Source organism: Pseudoalteromonas sp. UBA2102 (assembly GCF_002331165.1).
In the GTDB taxonomy this organism is placed as follows: Bacteria; Pseudomonadota; Gammaproteobacteria; order Enterobacterales; family Alteromonadaceae; genus Pseudoalteromonas; species Pseudoalteromonas atlantica.
Window position 1 is genome coordinate 23,329 of the sequence record NZ_DCYU01000052.1, and the last position, 25,131, is coordinate 48,459.

Sequence of the window (25,131 nt, forward strand, 5' to 3'; positions counted from 1 at the left end):
CTATGTATTTGAGCTTTTTTAATTTAAGTGAAATGCCTTTCACCTTAACCCCAAACACCGAGTTTTTTTGTGCACTTGAGCCGCACCACGAAGCGATGCAAGTACTTACCACCGCGCTAGAAATGGGGGAGGGATTTATAAAAGTAACAGGAGAAGTAGGGACAGGCAAAACCTTACTATGCAGAAAACTTTTAAATCAAATTGAAGAAGACTACTTTGTGGCTTATTTACCTAATTCTTATTTAAGCCCTGAAGAATTACGTTGGGCTATTGCTGTAGAACTTGGCATGGAGGTAGATAAAAGCCTAGATCAACAATCGTTAAGCCAGCAAATAAACCATTACTTACTAGAGCTGCAAGAAGATAACGAACGGGTTGTACTACTAATAGATGAAGCGCAGTGCCTGAGTTGGGATACACTTGAAGCGCTTCGGTTATTTACAAACCTAGAAACCGAAACCGAAAAGCTTATTCAGGTGGTGCTATTTGGCCAACCTGAATTAGATGAAAAACTTGCCAATAGTAAAGTGAGGCAACTACGCCAGCGGATCAGCTTTTCCTACTCATTGCGTGCAATGACCGCCGGTGAAGTTATTTATTATATTAATCACCGTTTACAGGTAGCAGGCTTTAATCAGCCACCCCTATTTACGAATCGTTTAGGATTAAAAATAGCGCGTGCGAGTCGAGGAATTCCCCGTTTGGTCAATATTTTATGCCATAAAGTTTTACTGCAGGCATACGGTGAAGGCCTTAATAAAGTAACACCGCGCCATATACATCTTGCCATTGCAGACACCGAAGATTGCAAAAAGCACCACGCTAACCATTACTGGGCTTACAGCTTATTAGCTATTAGTGTTTTTGTTATTGCAGTTATGTGGGTATGGAGGCAATGGTTATGAGTGTTATTAATAACATGCTAAAAAATATCGACCAGCGCCAAACTGCACAGCGTAATCAGCAAAGTGGCGGGGTCGATATTCCCCCTGTACGCGACTACCACGATGTATTATTTAAAGTGCTGAGTGTTTTATTAGCGATTGTACTAATTTTTACAGCCTACCTTTATTTACCTTTTGCACAGGCACCACAAGCGAGTAGCGACACGGCTGAAAAAGCATATGCGGTTAATAATAACAGCCAGCCGATTGAAATTGCCCAAGCTAAAATTACCCCCGTAATTAAGCCCTTAAAACAATTAAGCGAAGAAAACACTGGCGCTAAAGCAGCTCAAATTAATGCAGATACGCCAAAAGAGCAGGCGCAGGCACAAAGCAATAACGTATTGCCTGATCAGCCAAAAGACGAAGTAATACAGCAACACGCTGCAGACAAAGCCGCGCTACTGAGCAAAAAAGCAAGCCCCACAGAAGCAAGCGCTAAAGTAGCCACTAGCACAGAAATAAATGCCCCAGTTGAAGCAAAAAGCAGTGCACCAGTAAAAAGCATTACACAGGCTGAGCAGCCGCCCACTGAAAATAAATTAGTAAAAACTGCCAGTGTTAAACAAAGCAAAGCCCAGCGCATAGCACAGCAATTAAAGCGTGCTAAACAAGCGTTGGAATTTGCTTTATATGATGATGCGATTAACGATTTAACCGCTATTTTACAAACACAACCTGAGCATATAGAAGCGCGTAATTTACTCGCGGCAACGTATTTTCAGCAACAAAATGCACTTATGGCTCAGCAGTTATTAGTTGCTGGCATAAAAATAAACCCTGAGGTTGTGCAGTGGCGTGTAATGCTCAGTAAAATTTTAATTATGCAACAAGAGTACGAAGGCGTGCTTAAACTGCTTATAGCCGAACTTGAGCCGCAAGCAAACTTGGAGTTTTGGGTATTAAAAGGTACTGCAGCACAAAATGCGCAGCAACATCAAATAGCGCTTGCGAGTTTTACACAGCTTACACAGCTTCAGCCTCAGCAGGCTAAGTGGTGGCTGGCGTTAGCTACTTCAAAAGATGCGTTGGGGGAATTTGCTGATGCAAAGCACCTTTATAAAGTTGCCCTAGATTTAGGCGGTTTAAATGCCGCAATGACGCAACATGCACTACAGCGCTTAGTCGCATTGAAGGAGGCTGTATGAGACCCAGTTTAAAAATGCGCTTAGGGGACTTACTCGTTCATGAGCAAATGATCACCGAAGCACAGCTAAGCGAAGCACTCAATGTGCAAGCTGCGTCAGGGCGAAAGTTAGGGGCTACATTAATTGCGCTTGAGTTTATAAGTGAGCCGCAATTATTGCGCTTTTTAGCTCAACAATTACAAATACCGTTTTTAGATATTTCGCAGCGCAAAATATCTTCAGATGTATCTAAATTACTTTCAGAGGTTTATGCCAGGCGCTACCGAGCATTAGTAATAGAAGATAACGGTGATTCTGTATTAGTCGGAATGAGTGACCCCGCTGATTTGAGAGCATTGGATCAGTTAGCGCCAATGCTAGCCCCTAAGCGAATTGAGCTTGCTGTTGTGCAAGAAAGCCAGCTTATGGCAGCGTTTGATAATGTGTACCGCCGAACAGAAGATATTACTAACTTTGCTGAAAAGCTACACGAAGAATACGAAGACGTAGAAGAGTTTGATCTTAATTCCTTAGCAGATGAAACCTCTGACGCCACCGTAGTAAAACTACTGCAATCTATATTTGAAGATGCAGTACAAGTACGTGCCTCAGATATCCACATAGAACCCGATGAAAGGCTATTACGCATTCGCCAACGAGTTGATGGTGTATTGCAAGAGCACACATTAAACCAAGTAAAAATAGCCTCTGCTTTAGTACTTAGGCTAAAGCTTATGTCGGGGTTAGATATATCGGAGAAGCGTTTACCGCAAGACGGCCGTTTTAATATAAAAGTGCACGCGCACAGCATTGATGTACGTTTATCGACAATGCCAGTGCAATATGGCGAGTCAGTTGTGATGCGGTTGCTCGACCAATCTGCAGGGCTTTTATCGTTAGATGAAACGGGCATGCCGGTGCATATTTTAAAACGCCTGCGCAGCATTATAAAACGCCCTCATGGCATGGTGTTAGTGACTGGGCCTACCGGTTCAGGAAAAACGACCACCTTGTATGGCGCTTTAAGTGAGCTTAATCAACAAGAAAGTAAAATTATTACCGTAGAAGATCCGGTTGAATACCGCATTGGACGGGTAAACCAGGTGCAAATAAACAACAAAATAGGCTTAAGTTTTGCCAGTGTATTAAGAACCACGTTACGCCAAGACCCCGATATTATTATGGTTGGCGAAATGCGTGACCAAGAAACCGTTGATATAGGCCTAAGGGCTGCATTAACAGGGCATTTAGTACTTTCTACGTTACATACCAACGATGCCATATCAAGCGCAATGCGCTTAATTGATATGGGAGCACCCGCTTATCTAGTTGCAAGCTCACTACGCGCTATTATTGCTCAGCGCTTAGTTAGGCGTATTTGCAATGAATGTAAAACACCGTATCACCCAGATAAACAAGAACAAAGCTGGCTTACCTATTTAGGCGAAGATATTAGCAGCACACAGTTTTGGCGAGGCCAAGGCTGCACAGCATGTAGCCATAGCGGCTACAAAGGCAGGGTGGGGATTTTTGAGCTGTTAGAAATGAACGACGCTATGATGGATGCCCTGCGTATTAACGACACGCAGCGTTTTGGTGAAGCGGCTAAAAATAGCGCTAATTTTGCACCGCTTTCTTATATGGCTTTAACGTATGCAAAGCAAGGCATTACCTCGTTAGATGAGGTATTTAAAGTGGCTGAATATGTACCTGAAGTGGTAGGTGATGACGATGCAGCTTTATAGTTACAAAGCCAAAGACGCAAAAGGTGCGCTGGTTAAAGGGCGTGTTGAGGCAAATAATGAGGCCGGTGTGGCCGATAGCTTATTAAAGCGCCAGTACATACCTATTTCAATTTCGTTAGTTGAAACAAAAAACAATATAAAGTTATTCGATAACTTATTTAGCGAAAAAATAACCCTTGATGACATGATCATGTTTTCACGGCAAATGTATTCTTTACTTAAAGCCGGGATCCCCATTATTAGGGCAATGATAGGGCTTGCTGATACCACGCAAAATAAAGAGTTTAAAAGTGTATTGCTTGAGGTAACACGCCAGCTCGAACAAGGCCGTGAACTATCTAGTGCGTTAGCTATACACAACAAGGTGTTTAGCCGCTTAACTATCTCTATGGTTAAAGTCGGAGAAGGGTCGGGACGATTAGAAGATGCGTTTTATCAGCTGGCTATTTACTTTGAAAAAGAGCAAGAGACTCGTAAGCGCATAAAAGCCGCTATGCGTTACCCCACTTTTGTTATTTTGGCGCTTTTAGTTGCGATGATCATATTAAATATTTTTGTGATCCCAACCTTTGCCAGCATGTTCGAAAAGTTTGATGCAGAGCTGCCTTTAATGACCCAGATCCTCATTGGCACCAGTAACTTTTTTGTCAATTATTGGTGGCTGCTAGCGCTAATATTAGTGGGTGGAGTCGTTGCATGGCGTCGGTATTTAAATACGTCGGCTGGGCGCTTTAAGTGGGATCACCACAAACTCAAAATTCCATTTGTAGGCGATATTTTAAAACGCACCTTACTTGGCCGTTATAGCCAAAGTTTAGCCATGGTGCTGCGCTCGGGCGTCCCTATGACGACAGGGCTGTCGTTAACGGCCCATGCAGTTGATAACAGCTACATGGAAAAAGCCATTATCACCATGCGTCAAGATATCGAAAAAGGCGACAGTTTGTTGCGGGCTTCACGAAGTAGCGAGCTATTTTCACAGTTGGTACTGCAAATGGTGGCAGTGGGTGAAGAAACTGGTCGCGTAGATGAGTTACTACAAGAAGCAGCTGATTTTTACGAACGAGAAGTCGATTACGATTTACGCAGTTTAACCGCAAAAATAGAGCCCATTTTGACGGTGTTTGTTGCCATTATGGTGCTTATTTTAGCACTCGGTATTTTTATGCCAATGTGGAACATGATGTCGGCTATTAAAGGGTAGCCATTGTGACTAACGGTCGTGTTCGTGCAACAGGTTTTTCGTTATTTGAGCTCGTTTTAGTAGTTGTTTTACTGGCAGTTATTATGGCTTTTGCTATACCTCAATACATAGGCATTAAAAATCAGGCACACAATGCGAGTGTGGATGTGGTGGCTGGTGAATTTGCCTCTGCGGTGTTGATGGTCAAAGGTCAGTGGGAATTATCGGGGCGTCCAAAGGGCGTTAATAATACAACACATATTAATTACGGAGGTGTCATTGTTGGTGTCGATGGACACAGAGGCACACCAACGGGTGATAAAACGACTAATACTGATACGCGGGCCAGCGCAATGACTGCACTGCAATGCCAAAAAGTATTAAGGGTAATTTTACAAAATGCGCCAACAAGCACATTAAGTACCGAGGTTTCTATAATAACCAAGGTGAGTTATTTAGTGCGTCATAACACTAAAAACAACCAGTGTATTTATTATTTAACTCATAATTTAAACACCAATAACCTACCTACCGATGGCGCAGTTATGGCTAAAAAAGTAGGGTTTTCGTACTTTCCAACAACAGGCAAAGTGCAAATTTTTAAAAACTAAGTAATTATAAAGAGGCTTACTTATGAAAACGCAGTCATTAAAACAACCAATGAATAAGCAAGCAGGTTTTACGCTTGTTGAACTAATAATTGTAATTGTAATTTTAGGTATTTTAGCGGTGACCGCTGCCCCTCGTTTTTTAAACCTTCAAGGTGATGCTAACGCTTCTACACTCGAAGGTTTACAAGGCTCAATTCGCAGTGGTATGAATATCGTAAATGGTAAATCTATTATTGCAAGTACCCATAAAAAAGATGCTGATTCGGTTTCTGTAGATAGTGGTGCAAACGTACCTATAGTTTATGGCTACCCTGCAGCGACAGAAGCAGCTTTTGAAGCTTTTTTAGATGTTGAATTTGCATCTGATGACTCTGCAGATTTTAACCTTGTAGAAGTTGCTGCTACAGGTACTACGGGCGATCAGGTATTAATTTTCCCTAATAGTTATGTGCAAACTGATGATTGCCGTATTGAATATACACAAGCATCAGCAACAACAACGACTACAACGCCAATACAAACAGTTGTGACGCCTCCTACTGTTACGCTTATCACGAGTGGGTGTTAATTTACATAAATGAATAGCAGTAGTAATCAACGATTGCGTGGCTTCACACTGGTTGAATTAATTATTACTTTAGTTATTTTGGGCATACTGTCGGTAACGGCAGTGCCCAAGTTGCTAGGAAGTTCAACAGAGCAAGCATACTCATACAGAGATAGGGTATTAAACGCCCTGCGCACAGTACAATTACGCGCGATGCAAAATACTGCAACAAGCAGCTGCCATAAACTGTATATTTCACCTACCTTGGTTGCGGGGCCAGAGCCAGAAACCTGTACTGGCGGCCCAAGTACCAATAATAGCGAGCATTTAGTTGTTGCTATCAATACCGAGCGCAGCGACGTACGATTTAATGCCTTAGATAGCAATGCTAATGTGTTTACGCAAATTAACTTTGACCCATTTGGGCGAGCAGATCAAAACTGCACAGTACAATGTAAAATTGACCTAGGTCTAGCCGCGGTGTGCATTAGCGGTGAAGGGCTTATTTATGCCTGCCCCTAAAATACAATCAGGTTTTACCTTGATTGAGCTGATTATTGGCATTGTAATGTTTGCTATTGCGCTAAGTATCATTACAGCGCTTATAGCACCTCAAGCAAAGCAAAGTGCCGAGCCTATTGTCGCACTCAGGGCCTCAGAGCTTGGGCAAGCATTAATGAACGAAATATTAGCTAAATCATTTGATGAACATAGCGAGCGTACGCCACCATTTAGGCGCTGCTCCGAAACAAGCTTAGGTGCCCAGCCTTGTAGTACTCATTCTGAGCTTGGTGCTGATAGCGGTGAAGCACGGACTAGTTTTAACGATGTTGATGATTACATTGCGCTCACAGGGCAGCCTATTAGTGATAGTTTAGGGAATACATTAGCGCAATACAGCGACTTTTCACTGGCTGTAAACGTGCAATACGACAGCGACCTAAACGAGGCAACCAATAACGATGGCGTTGCCTTTAAACGAATTACCATTGAAGTAACCTCACCCTTGGGACAAGTCTACGGCTTTAGTGCATATAAAGGTAATTACTAATGAATAGAGCAAAGCAAAAGCGTGGCTTTACCTTAGTTGAGCTATTACTTGTGATGGTAATTATTGGCATTTTAGCCGTGGCGTCATTTTCGTTTATTAGCGCCGGATTTAATATTTACAGCCAAGGTGTGAAACGCCAAGAAGCGGTAGCGCAAAGTCGCTTTGTTTTAACCCGATTAAGTAAAGAGCTTCGCCACGCAACCCCTAACTCACTGCGCTTAAATTGCGATAACGCCAGCAATGGAGCGTGTAGCACGCAGCAATGTTTAGAATTTACGCCGTTTTTATCTGCTACTCACTATACCGATTACTTACCCACTAGTGCCCCTTTTGAGGTTACCGCCGTGAATTTTGCGCTTAATAATTTAACTGAGCCACAAATAAACGATTGGGCAAGTATTTATCCATTAAATAGCAGCGATATATACGATGAAAGTCAAAACAAGCGTTTACAAGTTAGCGGCTACAGCGCCGTTACAAGTGAGCTAGATACATGGCAATTTAGCAAAGCATTTGCTCAAGAGTCACCGAGTAAGCGCCTTTATTTATTAGATCAGCCCGTTAGCTTTTGTGTAGAAGGTAATTCACTGTACCGCTATAGCAACTACGGCTTTACTACAAGCCAATTAAACGCCGCCAGCTTACAGGTTAGCTCGGGCATTAAACGCGATTTAATGAGTAATTATATTGCCAACGACTTAACGAGCAGAGCCTTTTTTACGTTAAGTGAAATTTCGCTACAGCGCAGCGCGGTTGTTAATGTGTTTGCGCAAATGGGGTTTAACGACACCGAACAAATAAGTATTAGCCATGAGGTGCATGTGCCTAATGTTCCCTAATATAAAAAACATCAGTTTTGCTAAAAAGCAGCAAGGTAATTTGCTCATAATTACGTTGGTGATCATTGTCACTTTGCTGGCACTAGGGCTGGCGCTTTCTAAAGTGTTATCGGGTGCGGCGCAGCAAAATACCATTGAGTATTACGGCGCGCGCGCTTACATGGCAGCCCAAAGCGGATTAGAAACCGGCTTAAGCGAAATTTTTGCACTAAGTAGCACTGCGCAAACATGCAGTGCAGTAACCACCAGTAGGAATTTTAGCACCCTCTATCTAGCCAATTGTGAAGTTGAACTGAGCTGTAGTGAATACATAGCCTTACCCGATAGCAGCACCCGCTCTGGCACTGTTAATATTTACTACTTACAAAGCTCTGCAACGTGCGCCGCCAATGATTGTGCTGCCGGTGCAGCATGTCAAAAGGAATATTGGCAAACTCAACGTACTCTAAGTGTGGAGGCTAAAACATTACCATGAGCAAATATACCCTCTGTATTTTATGTTTATTAAGTTTGCTACTAAGCCGATGCGCTATGGCTGTACCGCCTAAAATTGAAGGGCGATTTATAGAGCTACAAGACACGTACACTTCACCCATATGGACAAAAATAAATTTTCAGCAGCAATACATAACCCCTCCTGCGGTATTTATGTTGTCCACTAATCAAGGCGGTAACCCCGCTATAGTGAGAATACGCAATGTAACAACCACAGGGTTTGAAGCATTGCCACTTGAGCCATCAGGAGAAGATGGCGAGCATATAACCATGGGCGCGCACTATTTAGCGGTAGAATATGGAGTGCATGAATTTCCTGATGGGACCATTATGGAAGTGGGGAACACCGACTTACGCCTTGAGCTACAATACGGTGATAAGTCGGGGTTTGCACCTATCACACCTAAAGGTTACAAATCACTGACTTTTAATAAACCGTTTGCGGTAAGGCCTAACTTTTTTCATTCGTTACAAACACTAAATAGTTTAGATAGTAACCCGCCGTCTCAAGCGCTTGTGCCTTTTTTAACCATTGCAGTGCAAAGTGATTCCTTATCTACAAGCGGGGTAAATATAGCGTTAGAGGCCTCAGAAACCGCATTAGGTGTTATTCAAACTGAAACGGTGGCCTACATGGCTGTAGAGCCTGGCAGTAATCGCACCTTTACCGATGACAATGGGGTAGAAGTGTCCTGGGAGACCTTTTTTACAGGATTCGAAGTTGATGGTTGGAATGATGGATGTAACTACTTTAATTTTAACAATAACTTTAGTGAAGCACCGCTGGTGGTGGCAAGTAAAAATTCCCGACTTGAAGAAGACGGTGGGTGGCTGCGCAGCTGTAATTTAAGAGCGGATCGGTTAGGGCTGGTGGTTGATGAAGACCGTGATGGCGACAGGGAGCGTAACCACGTAAAAGAAGAAGCCTCTATATTAGCTATGACCAGTACGTTTGTATTTAATGGCGATATTTTAGATTGCGATACTTTATTTCCTGGCGCTATTTCTACCTACAATGATGGACAAGTGCAGCTTGTTCAAGGTGTGGAAATAACCGATAGCAATGCACAATTTATTACCACCACTAATTTAATATCAACGGCACTCACCAACCCGCCTTTGTGTAATGGCCAAGGCTGTGTGGCCACTGGGTATAACTCCCTTGAGCCAAATCAAGCTGCGCAAGTACCCACGGTCACAAACGATGGAAGCTCTACCGGTGATGTGCCTGTATCGTTAGCTGGTGATTATTTTTATGACGAACTAGCACTTAACTTATTGGAAGATGAGTACAAGGTAACAGCGCCCACCCGTATCTTTTTAAAAGATACATCGTCGCTAATTTCTAGCGCATTTTTGAACATAGGCAAAACGAATATTGCGGTTGAGGAAGGGGCGTATTTAGCTATATATGTCGATGGGGATGTTGCCATTGCGGCCGATGCAAATATTGCTGCATACATTGTCGCAACAGGGGAGGTAAGAATTGCTCAAAATGTCACATACCAGGGCTCTATAACCGCTGCAACACAAGTAATAACCGAGGGCAGTTCTACGTTTGATGCGTTAACAGTGCCAGAGAGCATTCCTGGATTTTGCGGTATTTTTACGCCGGTTTTGCTTGATCACTACCGCATATCATTAAGTGATAACCAAGGCTTAACCTGTCAAGCAAAAGAAATGACATTAACCGCCTGTGCAAACGATGCATGTGATTTACTGTATGATGAGCCCTCCGCACTTGACATGTCTCCAGATAACAGTGGCCAACAAAGCTGGGTAAGCGGTGAAAATATTACCTTTACAGGCTCTGCCACCGTAGCGCTTGCAAAGCGTACCACAGGGACCGTCACACTTGGCTATAATACCGCCGACCCATCTGCACCGCTGCGTTGTTATATTAATGGTAGTAACGTAGGGCTGGGCGGGTGCAAAGTGGTTTTTTCTGATGCAGGGTTTATTTTTAATAACGACACAGCCAATACAGCGAGTATCCCCACTCAATTATCTGGTAAACCCTCTAGCGAGGGTTTTAATGCCGCCGAGCTATCCATTCAAGCGGTTAAAACAAATACTACAACAGGCGTATGCGAAGCCGTATTCCCTGCAGGTGGTCAAGTTGATTTAGATTTAGCTTATAGCTGCAGTGCCGGCGCTACGTGTTCAGATCCAATACAACTTAGTAATAATGCGAATACGTATAGCGTGCAGCAAGCATATCAAACTTTTTCGCTCACCTTTGATCAAGACTCAAAAGCCCCTATTGCTATTAACTACCCCGATGCCGCTAAATTAAGTTTAAATGCACGGGCAACAATTGTATTAGACCCAGTAACTAATTTATCAGTAAGCTTAACCGGCAGTTCTAACGAATATGTAGTTAAGCCCTTTGGATTAGCGATGCAAGTTGCAAGTGACGGCTATGCCCAAACAGCAAACGATAGTTTATTTAGATTAACGGGTGAGTCATTTGATTTAAAAATGAATGCAGTACAGTGGCGCGCAGGGCAAGACAATAACAACGATGGGATACCTGATAACTATAGCGCTATTCATAGTAATCCCATTGCCAAACACTTCATTAGCGAGTCTCCTTTAGTAACACATAGCTTAGTATTACCCAGCTCTGGTAATGAGGGGCAAATTGAAGCGCTAAGTACCCTTGCCTTTACTGATACAGGAAGCTTAAGTGAATCCATATCGCAGTACGCTTATGACCAAGTGGGTATTATAAACGTATTTGCGGGTTTACAAGATGGCGATTATTTTGGTGTGGGCGATGTAAAAGGGCAGCTAAACAACGTAGGGCGATTTGCTCCATCGCACTATCAAGTATTAGGTGTTCAAGCTGCTGCGCAATGTACACAGTTAGGTAGTAATTTAACCTATTTAGATCAGCCCTTTGAGCTTGGTTTTACGGTGCAAGCGCTTAATCATAACAACCAGCTAATGGCTAATTACAAACAAGGCTTTGAAAAAGCCCAAGTACAAATAAATGCCGAAAACAATCAAGCTGGTAATTATGTACCAGCAACCACGCTAACCAGCAGGTTAGCCAATATAAGCAGCAATAGTTGGAACACCCTAGCCGATGGACAATGGCAAATGAGCGACAGCACTGCCATGTTAACGCGCTTGGCTATAAATAATCCCGACGGCCCATTTACTATGGTTAATCTTATGGCCACCGTCACTAACACAGAAGGCGCTATGTTAATTGATGCTAACGATGAGCCGAGTACGCAAGCGAGCTGCAGCACTGATTGCAATAGTGTGCGTTTAAACGATGTGCCAATAGACTTTCGCTTTGGACGCTTAGTGCTAGGCAACAATGCCGGCTCAGATTTAGACTCATTACGTGTGCCTATGCAGGCTCAGTACTTTAATGGAACAGGCTTTGTATTAAATACCGAAGATAACTGCAGTGTATTTGAGCATCCGCAGTTATCCCAAATATCGCCATCAACGCCAATATTAAGCTATGAGTATGGTGCAGGTGCAGCGGGTTCATTAGAAGCAGGCAGCTACCCTACAAACAATGCTATTTATGCAACACCAAATGGCAGTGGTACATTTACATTAGAATACGAAACAGAAAATTGGTTAAAGTGGGATTGGCTTGGTGATAATTCACAGCAAGATCCCCATGCTATTTTGCAATTTGGTCGCTTTAGAGGAAATGATCGGGTTATTTACTGGCGTGAAACAAGAGAATAGTTGTAAACTAAGATAATAATTGAACAAAGCTTGTGTTTTGTGCTTCAAGTACATAGCATAAGGCATTGGGTGTAATGATTTTTGATGGTTGAAAAATGTTCAGCTTTCAAAAGTGAGTACACTCTAATAAACAATAATAACGACCAAATAATTGCCGCTTTTTGGGACTGGAATATATGCGAATTGCTCCTTTATCTCTGTTAATTTCCGCTAGTTTGTTAGCTAGTAGTGCATTTGCACAAGACACAGCAACAGTAACCGGAATTGAATCAGAGATTAGTATTAAACAAACAGAATACGATAACTCGACACAAATACTTGAAAAACACTTAAAAGAAGAAAGTCAGTTACAAAACCAACTTGAACTACTTCGTTCTCGCTCTACAGAGCTTGATAAAGAGAAAAACCAAGCACTTGATGCGATGAACGAAATGTATCGCCGCTTAATTGACGATCCTACGCTTGATATTAGTGCTGCCCAATCGCGCTATCAAAAAGCCGTGGTTGATCATAAGCAAAATAAAGACGACATCTCAATGCAGTTGGCGGCAATTGCATCTCATCGTAAAGATATAGAGCAAATTCGTGTTGCAAAACATACGCTTTTAAACACCTTAGAAAGCTTAAAAGAGCAATTAACTACAGCCCGAGTAGAGCGTTTACGTAATGAGTTTACCCGCGAAGGTACACTAGAAGTAAACCACACAATTAACTGTAAGCGTACCGAAACGCTCGCAGCCTGTGAGCAACGCGGCCAGCAAATGGGTTTACAAAAAGCCACTAAGCGCTTTGTTGATCAAATATTTGCTAATTTAACAGAAGAGCGAATTGTTGAACCAAAACGCAACATGGCAGGCGCACAAGTACAAATTTTAAGTAGCCATGTAGTTAACAGTGCATTTAGCGGACAAGGCAATTACAACGTTAACTTAAGCGTAACCATGCGCGGCGAAGTAAACAGCAGCCGCCTATGTAACTTATTAAACGTAGATAACCGTTATTGTTCTGAATATGGCTCGCCACTCGCGACAGCCTATCAGCCTGGTTACGGTACAACCTACTCTGATAGTCAGTTAACATTCAGCAACGCCGCGGATAATACCGACACTGTGTCTGTATCGCGAATGAACAATCAGCCAGTGCGCGATTACTCAGTGAAAGCTGCACCTACAAAAAAAAACTATCCATCAATTATAAATAAAGAGAAAAATCAGCAAGTTGAGCTGACTTTACGTTCAAATGTTTACGATGATGAAGTGTTTATTGATGGGGTGAGCTTTGGCTCTACGCGTTTAGTTACGCGTTTACCGCGTGGTGTGCATAACGTAGAAATACGTAAATTAGGTTATAAGCCTTACAAAGTAAGAGTTGATTTAACTAAAGCACAGACTATTCATGCTAACTTAGTAAAAAAGTCTGAGTCGATTGCTGCACCGGCTTACACTCGCGAGCAACCAAAACCTGTAAGTCGTACAGCAAGCACTAATCGCTCTGCTGATGTACAAAATAATGTTGTAGTTGTGCCCGCCGGTAAATTTAAGATGGGCGATATTAACGGCAATGGTTTAGCAAATGAACGCCCGGTTATTGAAAAAGTGATAGCCAGCTCATTTGCTATGCAAACCAAAGAGGTTACCGTAGGTGCCTATGAAGCGTTTGTAGCAAGTACTGGGTATAAAACACAAGCAGAGCAAAGCAAAGGGTGTGCTTATTATTTAAATGGCGAGCCCGTATGGGAAGCTAATTTAAACTGGCGTAACCCAGGTTTTGAGCAAAGCAGCGATTTTCCTGCTGTGTGTTTAACATTTAACGACGCGAAAGCGTACGCCGAATGGCTCTCTGGCGAAACCGGGCAGCAGTACCGTTTACCTAATGAAGTTGAATGGGAATACGCCGCTCGCGCAGGTACAGAAACAGAATACCCTTGGGGTAACGAAATAGGTAAAAATTTAGCTAACTGTGGTTGGTGTGGTAGCGAATGGTCAAACAAACGTGCAGCACCGGTGGGTTCTTTTTCTCCTAACGCATTTGGATTATACGATACCGTAGGCAATGTGTGGGAATGGACAGCTAAAGAGTCGGGCGAATCTGATGTTGCAGTAAGAGGCGGGGCGTGGAACTTTGCACCAAGCCTTGCACGTGCTTCAACACGATTAATTTTAGCGCCAGATTTTAGATCTAACTACATTGGCTTTCGCTTAGTCCGCGAACGATAGCATTTAACCAAGGAAGCCTAGCTTCCTTTTTTCACAAATTAACAAAGGTAGTTGCGCTTTATATTGCTCATCTAATTAGGCATGTTAAAGTGAGTGCAGCTAACATAAGAACGTATTTCAAAGGTCATCCAGCCTCATGTTTAAAAAACTCCGTGGTATTTTTTCAAACGATCTATCGATCGACTTGGGTACAGCCAATACCCTTATCTATGTAAAAGAAGAAGGTATTGTACTTAACGAACCTTCAGTTGTAGCTATTCGTCAAGAACGCGCTGGTGGACCTAAAAGTGTTGCTTCTGTGGGTACAGAAGCAAAACAAATGCTAGGGCGTACACCGGGTAATATTAAAGCGATTCGCCCAATGAAAGATGGCGTAATAGCCGACTTTTATGTAACCGAAAAAATGTTACAACACTTTATAAAACAAGTGCACAATAATAACTTTATGCGCCCAAGCCCGCGTGTACTTATTTGTGTACCGTGTGGTGCAACCCAAGTAGAAAAGCGTGCAATCCGCGAATCAGCAATGGGTGCCGGCGCGCGCGAAGTGTACCTAATTGAAGAGCCAATGGCCGCAGCAATTGGTGCTGGGCTACCAGTATCAGAAGCAACCGGTTCTATGGTTGTTGATATTGGTGGTGGTACTACCGAAGTTGCTATTATTTCACTAAACGGTGTTGTTTACTCATCGTCTGTGCGTATTGGTGGCGATAAATTTGATGAAGCCATTATTAATTATGTACGCCGTAACTTTGGTAGTCTAATTGGTGAAGCAACGGCTGAAAATATTAAACATCAAATTGGCTCTGCTTTTAAAACTGACGAACCAATTGAAATTGAAGTACGCGGTCGTAACCTAGCCGAAGGTGTTCCTCGCTCATTTACACTTAACTCGCACGAAATTTTAGAAGCACTCCAAGAGCCGCTAATGGGTATTGTAAGTGCGGTAATGGTTGCACTTGAGCAGTCTCCACCTGAGCTTGCATCAGATATTTCAGCTCACGGTATGGTTCTGACTGGCGGTGGTGCACTGTTAAAAGATTTAGATCGTTTATTAATGGAAGAGACAGGCATTCCTGTGGTTGTTGCCGATGATCCACTTACGTGTGTAGCACGTGGCGGCGGTAAAGCACTTGAAATGATTGATGTTCATGGTGGTGACGTTTTTAGTTACGATTAATGAAATTACTGTTTGGACAAACCATCTCTTTGCAACTGCGACTTTTTGTCGCAGTGCTTTTGAGCATAGTGCTCATTGCGGGCGATAAGTTTACACAAGGCGGCACGGTTGTACGTACAAGCCTCAATACACTTGTCAGCCCATTAATTTACGTTGCCAACCTACCTTACGAAATATTTAGCTTAGGTGCTAAAAGCCTGCATACCCGCGATCAGTTACTGAGTGAAAACGAAGCGCTGAAAAAAAAGCAAATGCTACAAAGCGAGCAATTGCAGCAATACCAATTTTTAGCCCGCGAAAACCAAAAGCTACGCGCTTTACTTGGCTCATCGGCTAAGCAATCTAATCGTAAAAAAATAGCCCAAGTACTTTCTGTACATTCAAACCCATATAGTCATCAAGTGGTTATTAACCGCGGTACCACCGACGGCCTGAGCGAAGGCCAAGCGGTAATTGATGAAATGGGGGTTGTTGGCCAATTAACAAAAGTAGGCTCTACCACGTCGCGCGTGCTACTAATGACCGACACAACTCATGCTACGCCGGTACGCATACTACGAAACGACGTACGCACGGTAGTTGAAGGCATAGGTAAAATTAACGTTGTTAAGCTTTCGCATGTACCTCATAGCCTTGATGTGCGCATTGGCGATGTACTCGTGACCTCGGGGCTTGGCGGTACGTTTCCTGAAGGTTACCCGGTGGCCGTTGTCACCGAAATAAACCGCGATGAAGGGCGCCCATTTGCTCAAGTATTTGCAGAGCCTATTGCACAGCTAGACCGTATTCGTTTGTTGGTTATTTTATGGCGCAATCAACAGGAGCAAATCAGCGATGATTAATCGTTATTCATTGTTAATTGCCCTAAGCATCTTTTTTGCTTTAATTATGGCATTAATGCCACTGCCTTTTTCGTTTGAGCCCTTCAGACCTGATTGGGTATTACTGGTATTAATGTACTGGTCACTGGCAGTGCCGCATAGATTAAATATTGGTACCGCGTGGGTTGTCGGTCTACTCATGGACTTAGCCTTAGGCTCGCCATTAGGAGTAAACTCACTCACGTATTCTATTTGTATATTTGTGACCGCAAGTAACTTTCAAAAAATACGTAACTTTTCGCTTTGGCAGCAAAGCTTATTAGTGGGCTTATTTTTAACCTTGTACCACTTAATGCAATTTTGGTTAAATCACTTTTTATTAGGTGTTTATTTTAATCCACAATACCTGTGGCCAGTAGCGACCGGTATGGTCAGCTGGTTTTGGGTCTTTTTACTTCTTCGCAAATACCGTAGACATTTTAGGATCAGGTAATGACAACCGCAGTATATTTGGCATCAGCCTCCCCGCGACGTAAAGAGTTGTTGAGTCAGTTAGGCATTGAGTTTGAACAATTTAGTGTAGATGCAGACGAAACCCCACTTGCAAACGAGCAGCCTCATGCATTGGTTGAGCGCTTAGCTCGCTTAAAAGCGCAAACAGGCGTAGCGCTTGGTTACACAGACCGCCCAGTGCTTGGTAGTGATACTGTGGTTGTTATTGATAACGAATCGTTGGGTAAACCACGCGATAAAAACGATTTCATAACAACACTTAAACGTTTATCTGGTAATACACATCAAGTACTTACTGCCGTTGCTTTTGCTACACAAACAGATGTACTAAGTTGTGTAGTGAGTACCGATGTGACCTTTAAAACCCTCAGCGATGAAGAAATAAATAGCTATTGGGAGTCAAACGAGCCACAAGATAAAGCCGGTGGTTATGGCATTCAAGGTTTAGGTGGTCGCTTTGTTACACACATTGCGGGTAGCTATTTTGCTGTTGTAGGCTTACCTTTATACGAGACCGAACAATTATTACAAGCATTCCTAAGAAGGTAACATGAGTACAGAATTACTAATAAATGTCACGCCAAGTGAAAGCCGTGTTGCCCTAATCGAAAACGGTGTATTACAAGAAATTCAACTAGAGCGCATAGGCAACCTAGGTATCGTAGGCAATATTTACTTAGGAAAAATAAGCCGCGTACTGCCAGGCATGCAAGCTGCTTTTGTTGATATAGGCCTAGAAAAAGCCGCTTTTTTGCATGCATCAGACATAGTCAATAGCGCCTCAATAGTTGAGGGCGTAGACGACGAGCCGATCAAAAAAGTACAAGACATACGTGAGCTAGTACGCCAAGGCCAATACATTATGGTGCAAGTGGTTAAAGACCCACTAGGCACTAAAGGAGCAAGGCTTACTACCGATATCACTATTCCTTCTCGCTATTTAGTGTTTATGCCAGACGCTACGCATGTAGGTGTTAGTCAGCGTATTGAAACCGAAGAAGAGCGTGCGCGACTTAAAAAAATAGTGGCAGAATACGGCGACGATAATGGCAGTTTTATTGTTCGTACAGCAGCAGAGGGCGCCAGTGAAGCGGAGCTAAGACACGATGCTGAATTTTTACGAAAACTGTGGCAAAAAATTGTATCACGTCGTAAAAAAACCAATAAAGCCAGTATATTACACGAAGACTTAACGCTTGCATTTAGAACCCTGCGCGACTACGTAGGTGAAGATATGGAGCGTATTAGGGTTGACTCTAAGCTAACCTATCAAGAGCTAAAGCTGTTTACTGAAGAGTTTGTGCCTTTGCTTTCGCAAGCACTTGAGTACTACCCAGGTGAGCGCCCAATTTTTGACTTATTTGACGTTGAAACCGAAATTCAAAAAGCACTGCATCGTAAAGTCACGCTTAAGTCGGGCGGCTATTTAATTATTGACCAAACCGAAGCGATGACCACAGTTGATGTGAATACAGGTGCATTTGTAGGGCATCGTAATTTAGAAGAAACCATTTTTAATACCAATGTGGAAGCCACATCAGCCATTGCTAGGCAGCTACGCCTGCGTAACTTAGGCGGTATTATTATTATCGATTTTATCGATATGATCAGCGAAGATCATAAACGCAGAGTATTACATTCTCTAGAGTCAGCACTATCTAAAGACCGTGCAAAAGCCAACATAAATGGCTTAAGCGCATTAGGCTTAGTAGAAATGACCCGTAAGCGCACCCGCGAAAGCCTTGAGCATATTTTGTGTGATGTATGTCCGGCTTGCTCTGGACGTGGCTCACAAAAAACAGTCGAAACCGTATGTTATGAAATACTGCGTGAAATAGTGCGCGTTAATCGTGCTTACGATGCCGATAAATTCATGGTGTATGCGGCGCCCGCAGTAAGTGAAGCCTTACTCAATGATGAGTATCATAACCTTGCCGAACTTGAACTATTTATTGGTAAGCAGGTCAATATTCAAACAGAGAGCCTATACAGCCAAGAGCAGTTTGATGTGGTAATGATGTAATGAAAACGAAAGCGGTCTGTTTTTTTTGTTTTAGAAAGTTATGGCAAACCTGCGCCATAATTTTAGTATTACTGGCCGTGATTGTTTCTATTTTAAAGTACACCCTACCTTATGCAAACGACTACAAAGGCGATATAGAAACCTACCTGCACGATAAATTTGCCATTAGTCTTTCTATAGGCGCAATCTCTGCCAGTTGGCATGGCGCCGGCCCTGCCTTGGTATTAGAAGAGCTCTCTTTTAAGGATAACGAAACTGCGCCTATATCGCTTACTATTGCCAAAACAAGCTTAGAGCTTAACCTATGGGAGAGCATTAAAGCCTTTCAGTTAAAGTCTAATTACTTTGTTATTAATGGCTTTCATACCAGTGTAAATATTCAAAATTTATTTAATAACACCAATAACGATGATGTCTCGTTTGAACAAAAAGAGCTAATTGAAGAGCTGTTTTTAGGAGAGACAGGGCATTTTGCTATTGAAAATTCGAGTATTAATTTTATTTTAGAAGACGGTAGAGAGCGCAAACTATTACTCGAAAACATAGTATGGCAAAACCAAGATGAACAGCATTTAGGAAGCGGCAGCCTCGCCTTGCCCGGCATTAGTGTGGGTAGCTTTGACGCTCGTATCGCACTTAGTGGCAAAACTATAGAGCAAATTGCGGGTGACATTTACGTACAAGCAAATAGCGTAGATGTGTCTAATTGGTTGGCGCAATATATTAATACTGAAAAACAACAGCTTTACACAGACATAAACTTAAAGTCTTGGCTTAAGCTCGAAAATGGTTTTATCAGCGATGTAAAAATGCAGTGGTTACCTAGCTTTGTGCACTGGCAAAACAACCAACAAGCTAAACAAGTAAGCTTAAGCGAAGGAGGATTTCATTTATTTCCTGAGGCAAACGCTTGGCACTTAAAAAGCACGGGCCTAACATTTAGTAATAACGACACAACCTGGCCAAGTCTAGAATTTGAGGCAAACTTAGGTAAGCAAAATAAAGTGTGGCTGCAGCAGGTTGATCTTTCTTTACTGAGTAACTTGGCGTCGTTAACTAATTTTGAAGCATTACAGCCACTTTTAAACCGCAAACCAAGTGGTTTTATCGATCAAGCCTACCTAGAACTTAATCCAGATGAGCAATGGCAGTTATGGTTTTCAGCTAATAATATTGGCTGGCAAGAAGTGTCTGGTATTCCTGCAGCGCAGGCGCTTAGAGTCTCGGGGCTTATAAATCAGCAGCGCGGGCGAGTGCAGCTATTTGGCGAAAATGGGACTTTAATAACCGGCGACAGCTTCAGTAAAAATATTGATTACAACCAAATTAATATCGATCTGGATTTAGCAAAAACAGATAATTACTGGAATGTAAGCAGTAATAATATTTGGTTTGATAATAACGAAGTTACCTTAGCGGCTGAGCTAAATGTAAGCCTTAGCGACGATCCTCGCTTAGATCTATACGCAGAAGCCTATGCAGAGGATGCCACAGTAGCTGGGCACTACTTTCCGTTAAAGGCAATGAGCCCTCAACTTGTAAGCTACTTAAATGGCGCAATAAAAGGGGGCGAAGTGGCTAAGGCGCAAGTATTATTTGCGGGCCCGCTTTCAGGTTTTCCTTTCACCGATGGCAGCGGCCAATTTGATGTACTCGCGCAAATAGATAATGCAACATACGCGTTTGACCCCAATTGGCCGGCAGTAACTAACGCCAATGTGCAGTTGCACTTTGCCAACGAGCGAATGGATATTTATAGCCAGCAAGGCCAGCTAGTTAATTTAGAAGTAGGCGATAGCGTGCAAGTGAGTATTGCCGATTTAATGCACGCTGATGAACTCATTGTACAAATAGATAAACGCGCGCAAATGGAAAAACTGCATGACTTTTTTGCAGCCACGCCCATTGCAAACCCACTGGCCAATATTTTTGAAGTGGTGCAAGGTAAAGGTCAAGCCGATGCAAGCGTAACTCTTTTAATTGGCTCTAAATTTAAAGGTGGAGCCAGTGTAAGCGGCAAAGTAAAACTAAACGATTTGCCTGTTTATATTGCGGCCCCAGGCATTACGCTTGAAAAACTAAGCGGCGAGCTCAACTTTGAAAACGATACAATTAGCATGCAAAACGCCAGCGCTACATGGTTGGGTATGCCGCTTAGCATTAACTATAATAGTGCAAGCGAAGCACAGCAGTACACCGCTAATATTGATATAACGGCGTTACTAAATGCAGATACACTAACAACCCAGGCGCAAGGTGTACTGAAAGGGTACCTGAGTGGGCAAAGTGAAGTTGATGTAGGCCTTACACTTAATTTTACCGAGCAAGGCTTTAATTACCGCGCTCAGGTAAGCTCAGAGCTGCGAGGGTTAACGAGCATGCTACCAGCGCCCTATGGCAAAACAAGTGAACAGGTTTGGCCGTTTACGGGCATAGTGCAAGGCGATGATATTTCAAATCTTATTACGGCTAATGCTAATCAGCAGCTATATTTTAATGCGATTTTAGAAAACGGTCAGCCGCAATTTAGTAATATGCATATTGTACTTGGTGAGCAAGATTTAGGGCTAAATCAAAAAGATTTAAGCGTTAATATTAACCTTGAACAAACGCAACTAGAAGCATGGTTTGAATTAATAGACCAAATAATTAAAGCCGCTCAAGCTAAGCCAAACCAGCAGTCTGAGGGTATTATGCCGCCATTAAATGAAGTGGTTGCGCATATTGACAAGGTTAATGCTAGCGACATTATTTTTAACGATTTTGAAATGCGCTTAGCGCCCCAGCAAAACGACTTATATTTAAAAATTAATGCCAAAGAGCTGCGTGCTGACGTGTTTATTTCCAGCTCTCAGCCAAGCCAGCCGATACGTATAAGTAGCGATTACTTAAGACTTAACTTTGCACCTAAAGTAGAAGAAGATCTTGAGATCACCGATGTACTGCCAGAGCAAAACCTAGCGTGGCTTAACACAGTACCTGCCATTGAATTTGAATGTGCAGATTGTAAAGTGGCAAGTTATCAGCTTGATAAAGTGAGCGCTTCGCTGGTCGGTGAAGGCGACAAGCTCACTATTTCTGAGCTTGTGGTTGATAAGGGCGACCATATTTTACGTACCAAAGGGCAATGGCAAGGTGGCTTTACGCAATTTAATGGTGAACTTAAAAGTGACGATATAGGCGCGCTATTTGATGAATTTGATATCACCACCGCAATAAAAGACTCAAAAGCCGATATTAACTACAACCTTGCTTGGCAAGGCGCCCCGTATGACTTTGATATACCAAGTTTGGGCGGTGAAGTTAAGTGGGATTTAGGCGAAGGCCACATTGCTGAAATAAGTGATGGTGGGGCACGTGTGTTTTCGTTACTTAGCCTTGACTCGCTAGTGCGTAAATTAAAACTCGATTTTAGAGATGTATTTTCAAAAGGCTTTTTTTACAACAGCTTAAAAGGCTCTATGCAGCTAGATAAAGGTATAGCCTACACAAAAGATACCAAAATGGATGGCGTGCCAGCCGATTTAACGATTAACGGCTATGCTAATTTAAACACCCTTGAAATAGATTACGATTTAGCAGTGGCACCACAAGTAACATCTAGTATTCCGGTTATTGTGGCTTGGATGGTTAATCCCGTCACAGGGCTTGCCGCTTTAGCGCTTGATAAGGTTATTCACTCAGCAAGGGTGATCTCCGAAATTAACTTTAAAGTAACCGGCAAAATGAATGACCCTGTGGTACAAGAGCTTGAGCGTAAAAGTAAGGAAGTTACCTTACCGCAAGCTGCGCAAAATCAGCCGCAAGCGGCCAGCACACTCACACTTAAAGATGCCGCGGTAACAGCAACACAATGAGTATGCTAAACGCCAATATAATTGCTTTGCAAATGTGCTCAGGCACCAACCCCGACGACAACATGGCAACCCTTGGCGAGGCGTTAAATAAACTCCCCGCAGCCAGGCCTATGCTTGTGTGTTTACCCGAGGCGTTTTTAGTATTTAGTAAAAGTGGCCATGATACGCTAGCGGTTGCTAAACGTATTACACACTATAAACAGCAATTAAGTGCATTGTGTAAAAAGCATAATATTTGGCTAAATGCGGGCACCATCCCTGAGCCACACAAAAATAATAAATACTTTGCGGCCTCGCACTTATTTAATAGCCAAGGTGAATGCGTAGCCACGTACAATAAAATGCATTTATTTGATGTTGATGTGGCCGATAAAACCGCCAGCTATCGAGAGTCAGACTTTACTCAGGCTGGCGATGATGTGGTGGTTGTTGCTACACCGTTTGGTAAAATTGGCTTAACAATATGTTATGATTTGCGCTTTAGCGGATTATTTAGCGCACTTACGCGCCAAGGGGCTGAAATAATTTTAGTGCCCAGTGCTTTTACAGTCCCTACTGGGCAGGCACATTGGCAGCCCTTATTAAAAGCACGCGCAATAGAAACGCAATGTTACGTTATTGCAGCGGCGCAGTATGGAACGCATCAAAATGGCCGCCAAACATACGGACACAGTATTATTATTTCACCGTGGGGCGAGCAAATAGCAACGCTTGAAAGTGGGGTAGGGTTTATAAGCGGTTACGCCGACCTAAACCAGTTAAATAAAATTAGAAGAGATATGCCCGTGCAATCTCATCAACGATTTAGAGAGCATTTATTATGAATTCGGTTGAACAGCATTTATTACACGACAGCCAGCTAAATCGAGAAGAACTCGAAAAAACGCTTGGGCATATTCATCAGCATAAAGTGGATTACGCCGATTTATACTTTCAATCAAGCCATCATGAGTCATGGGTGCTTGAAGACGGCTTAGTAAAAGAAGGCTCTTACAATGTTGAGCGCGGAGTAGGTGTTCGTGCCGTTAGTGGTGAAAAAACAGGGTTTTCTTACTCTGATGCCATTAACCTTGAAGCGTTAAACAAAGCCGCAACGGCAGCTCGTAGCATTGCCGATGCAGGCGAAGATAAAACCATTAAAGTATTTAGCGATGTGAAAGCAAAAGAGCAATTTGCCCCGCATCAGCCAATTTCAAGCATGAGTGACAGCGATAAAGTGAGTTTATTGCGTGAGCTTGAAAACTACATACGCGAACTCGCCCCTGATGCTGAACAAGTAATTAGTTCAATGTCGGCTGTATACGAAGAGGTCTTAATTGCTGCCAGCGATGGCACGTTTGCTACCGATATACGCCCGCTTATTCGTTTAAACTGCTCCGTTTTACTTGAAAAAAATGGCCGCCGTGAACGCGGTGGTGCAGGGGGCGGCGCACGCTTAGATTATGGTTACTTTAAAGAACTAGTTGAAGGCAAGCCACGTTGGATGGGCTTTGCCGAAGAAGCTGTACGCCAAGCTAAAGTAAACTTAGAGGCAATTGATGCACCAGCTGGCACAATGGAAGTTGTGTTAGGCAATGGCTGGCCTGGCGTGCTTTTACACGAAGCGGTAGGCCATGGCCTTGAAGGCGACTTTAACCGTAAAGGAGCTTCGGCATTTAGCGGTAAAGTGGGGCAAAAAGTAGCGTCTGAGCTGTGTACAGTAGTTGATGATGGCACCATGGCCGATCGTCGCGGTTCACTTAACGTTGACGATGAAGGCACACCTGCAGCTTATAACGTACTTATCGAAAACGGTATTTTAAAAGGTTACATGCAAGATAAGCTCAATGCGCGTTTAATGGGTGTAAACCCAACGGGTAATGCACGTCGTGAGTCGTATGCGCATTTACCTATGCCGCGTATGACCAACACCTACATGTTAGGGGGCGAGCATAGCCAAGCCGATATTATAAGCTCAGTTAAAAAAGGGGTATTTGCACCAAACTTTGGTGGCGGCCAAGTAGATATTACTTCAGGTAAGTTTGTATTTAGCGCATCAGAGGCGTATTTAATTGAAAACGGTAAAATTACCCAGCCAATTAAAGGTGCAACACTGATTGGCAATGGCCCAGAGGTGATGCAGCATATTTCTATGGTAGGCAACGATTTAGCCCTTGATAAAGGCGTAGGTGTCTGCGGTAAAGATGGCCAAAGCGTTCCTGTAGGGGTAGGTCAACCAAGCCTTAAAATAGACCAACTTACAGTAGGTGGCACCGCATAAAA

20 protein-coding genes are annotated in these 25,131 nt (G+C 42.9%); all 20 read left to right on the top strand.

The genetic code is table 11. From position 1 onward, the window contains the following. The first annotated feature begins 2 nt into the window (after positions 1–2). Entirely contained in the window at positions 3–905 is a 903-nt protein-coding gene (locus B2R65_RS06390; RefSeq protein ID WP_286741705.1) for an ExeA family protein, read from the top strand. Then, on the top strand, positions 902–2,092 hold the full coding sequence (locus tag B2R65_RS06395) for a tetratricopeptide repeat protein (protein WP_286741706.1): 1,191 nt from the start codon (positions 902–904) through the stop codon (positions 2,090–2,092). The genes B2R65_RS06390 and B2R65_RS06395 overlap by 4 nt, the downstream gene beginning before the upstream one ends. Continuing rightward, on the top strand, positions 2,089–3,816 hold the full coding sequence (locus B2R65_RS06400; RefSeq protein WP_286741707.1) for a GspE/PulE family protein: 1,728 nt from the start codon (positions 2,089–2,091) through the stop codon (positions 3,814–3,816). The genes B2R65_RS06395 and B2R65_RS06400 overlap by 4 nt, the downstream gene beginning before the upstream one ends. Beyond that, entirely contained in the window at positions 3,803–5,020 is a 1,218-nt protein-coding gene (locus B2R65_RS06405; protein ID WP_248462171.1) for a type II secretion system F family protein, read from the top strand. The genes B2R65_RS06400 and B2R65_RS06405 overlap by 14 nt, the downstream gene beginning before the upstream one ends. Before the next feature lie 5 nt (positions 5,021–5,025). After that, entirely contained in the window at positions 5,026–5,610 is a 585-nt protein-coding gene (locus tag B2R65_RS06410) for an agglutinin biogenesis protein MshB (protein ID WP_286741708.1), read from the top strand. Between the two features lie 22 nt (positions 5,611–5,632). Continuing rightward, the gene (locus tag B2R65_RS06415) at positions 5,633–6,178 is read left to right on the top strand and encodes a prepilin-type N-terminal cleavage/methylation domain-containing protein (RefSeq protein WP_286741709.1); all 546 of its coding nucleotides are present in this window, start codon (positions 5,633–5,635) and stop codon (positions 6,176–6,178) included. A gap of 9 nt (positions 6,179–6,187) precedes the next feature. Next, a complete protein-coding gene (locus B2R65_RS06420; RefSeq protein WP_138577009.1) occupies positions 6,188–6,679 on the top strand; it encodes a type IV pilin protein in 492 nt (163 codons plus the stop codon). Further along, entirely contained in the window at positions 6,666–7,208 is a 543-nt protein-coding gene (locus B2R65_RS06425) for a type IV pilus modification PilV family protein (RefSeq protein ID WP_138577011.1), read from the top strand. Before B2R65_RS06420 ends, B2R65_RS06425 begins: the two co-directional genes overlap by 14 nt. After that, the gene (locus tag B2R65_RS06430; RefSeq protein ID WP_286741710.1) at positions 7,208–8,047 is read left to right on the top strand and encodes a PulJ/GspJ family protein; all 840 of its coding nucleotides are present in this window, start codon (positions 7,208–7,210) and stop codon (positions 8,045–8,047) included. The genes B2R65_RS06425 and B2R65_RS06430 overlap by 1 nt, the downstream gene beginning before the upstream one ends. Continuing rightward, the gene (locus B2R65_RS06435; protein WP_286741711.1) at positions 8,037–8,522 is read left to right on the top strand and encodes an agglutinin biogenesis protein MshP; all 486 of its coding nucleotides are present in this window, start codon (positions 8,037–8,039) and stop codon (positions 8,520–8,522) included. The genes B2R65_RS06430 and B2R65_RS06435 overlap by 11 nt, the downstream gene beginning before the upstream one ends. Then, positions 8,519–12,259, top strand: coding sequence for an H-type lectin domain-containing protein (locus B2R65_RS06440; RefSeq protein WP_286741712.1), 3,741 nt, complete (start codon positions 8,519–8,521; stop codon positions 12,257–12,259). Before B2R65_RS06435 ends, B2R65_RS06440 begins: the two co-directional genes overlap by 4 nt. A 176-nt stretch (positions 12,260–12,435) precedes the next feature. Continuing rightward, positions 12,436–14,475, top strand: coding sequence for an SUMF1/EgtB/PvdO family nonheme iron enzyme (locus tag B2R65_RS06445; protein ID WP_004585755.1), 2,040 nt, complete (start codon positions 12,436–12,438; stop codon positions 14,473–14,475). Between the two features lie 136 nt (positions 14,476–14,611). Continuing rightward, positions 14,612–15,655, top strand: coding sequence for a rod shape-determining protein (locus B2R65_RS06450; RefSeq protein WP_002958401.1), 1,044 nt, complete (start codon positions 14,612–14,614; stop codon positions 15,653–15,655). Next, entirely contained in the window at positions 15,655–16,497 is an 843-nt protein-coding gene (mreC, locus tag B2R65_RS06455; RefSeq protein WP_024032490.1) for a rod shape-determining protein MreC, read from the top strand. The genes B2R65_RS06450 and mreC overlap by 1 nt, the downstream gene beginning before the upstream one ends. Next, entirely contained in the window at positions 16,490–16,969 is a 480-nt protein-coding gene (gene mreD / locus B2R65_RS06460) for a rod shape-determining protein MreD (protein WP_004585757.1), read from the top strand. The genes mreC and mreD overlap by 8 nt, the downstream gene beginning before the upstream one ends. Further along, positions 16,969–17,538, top strand: coding sequence for a Maf family protein (locus tag B2R65_RS06465; protein ID WP_024032489.1), 570 nt, complete (start codon positions 16,969–16,971; stop codon positions 17,536–17,538). Before mreD ends, B2R65_RS06465 begins: the two co-directional genes overlap by 1 nt. A gap of 1 nt (position 17,539) precedes the next feature. After that, positions 17,540–19,012: a ribonuclease G gene (gene rng / locus B2R65_RS06470; RefSeq protein WP_004585759.1), complete on the top strand. Its 1,473-nt coding sequence runs from the start codon at positions 17,540–17,542 to the stop codon at positions 19,010–19,012. Beyond that, positions 19,012–22,869, top strand: a complete 3,858-nt coding sequence (locus tag B2R65_RS06475) for a YhdP family protein (protein WP_286741713.1) — start codon at positions 19,012–19,014, stop codon at positions 22,867–22,869. Before rng ends, B2R65_RS06475 begins: the two co-directional genes overlap by 1 nt. Then, the gene (locus B2R65_RS06480; RefSeq protein WP_286741714.1) at positions 22,866–23,693 is read left to right on the top strand and encodes a carbon-nitrogen hydrolase family protein; all 828 of its coding nucleotides are present in this window, start codon (positions 22,866–22,868) and stop codon (positions 23,691–23,693) included. Before B2R65_RS06475 ends, B2R65_RS06480 begins: the two co-directional genes overlap by 4 nt. Then, positions 23,690–25,129 carry a metalloprotease TldD gene (tldD, locus tag B2R65_RS06485; RefSeq protein ID WP_286741715.1) on the top strand — a complete coding sequence of 480 codons (1,440 nt, stop codon included), beginning with the start codon at positions 23,690–23,692 and terminating at the stop codon, positions 25,127–25,129. Before B2R65_RS06480 ends, tldD begins: the two co-directional genes overlap by 4 nt. The last annotated feature ends 2 nt before the right edge of the window (positions 25,130–25,131 follow it).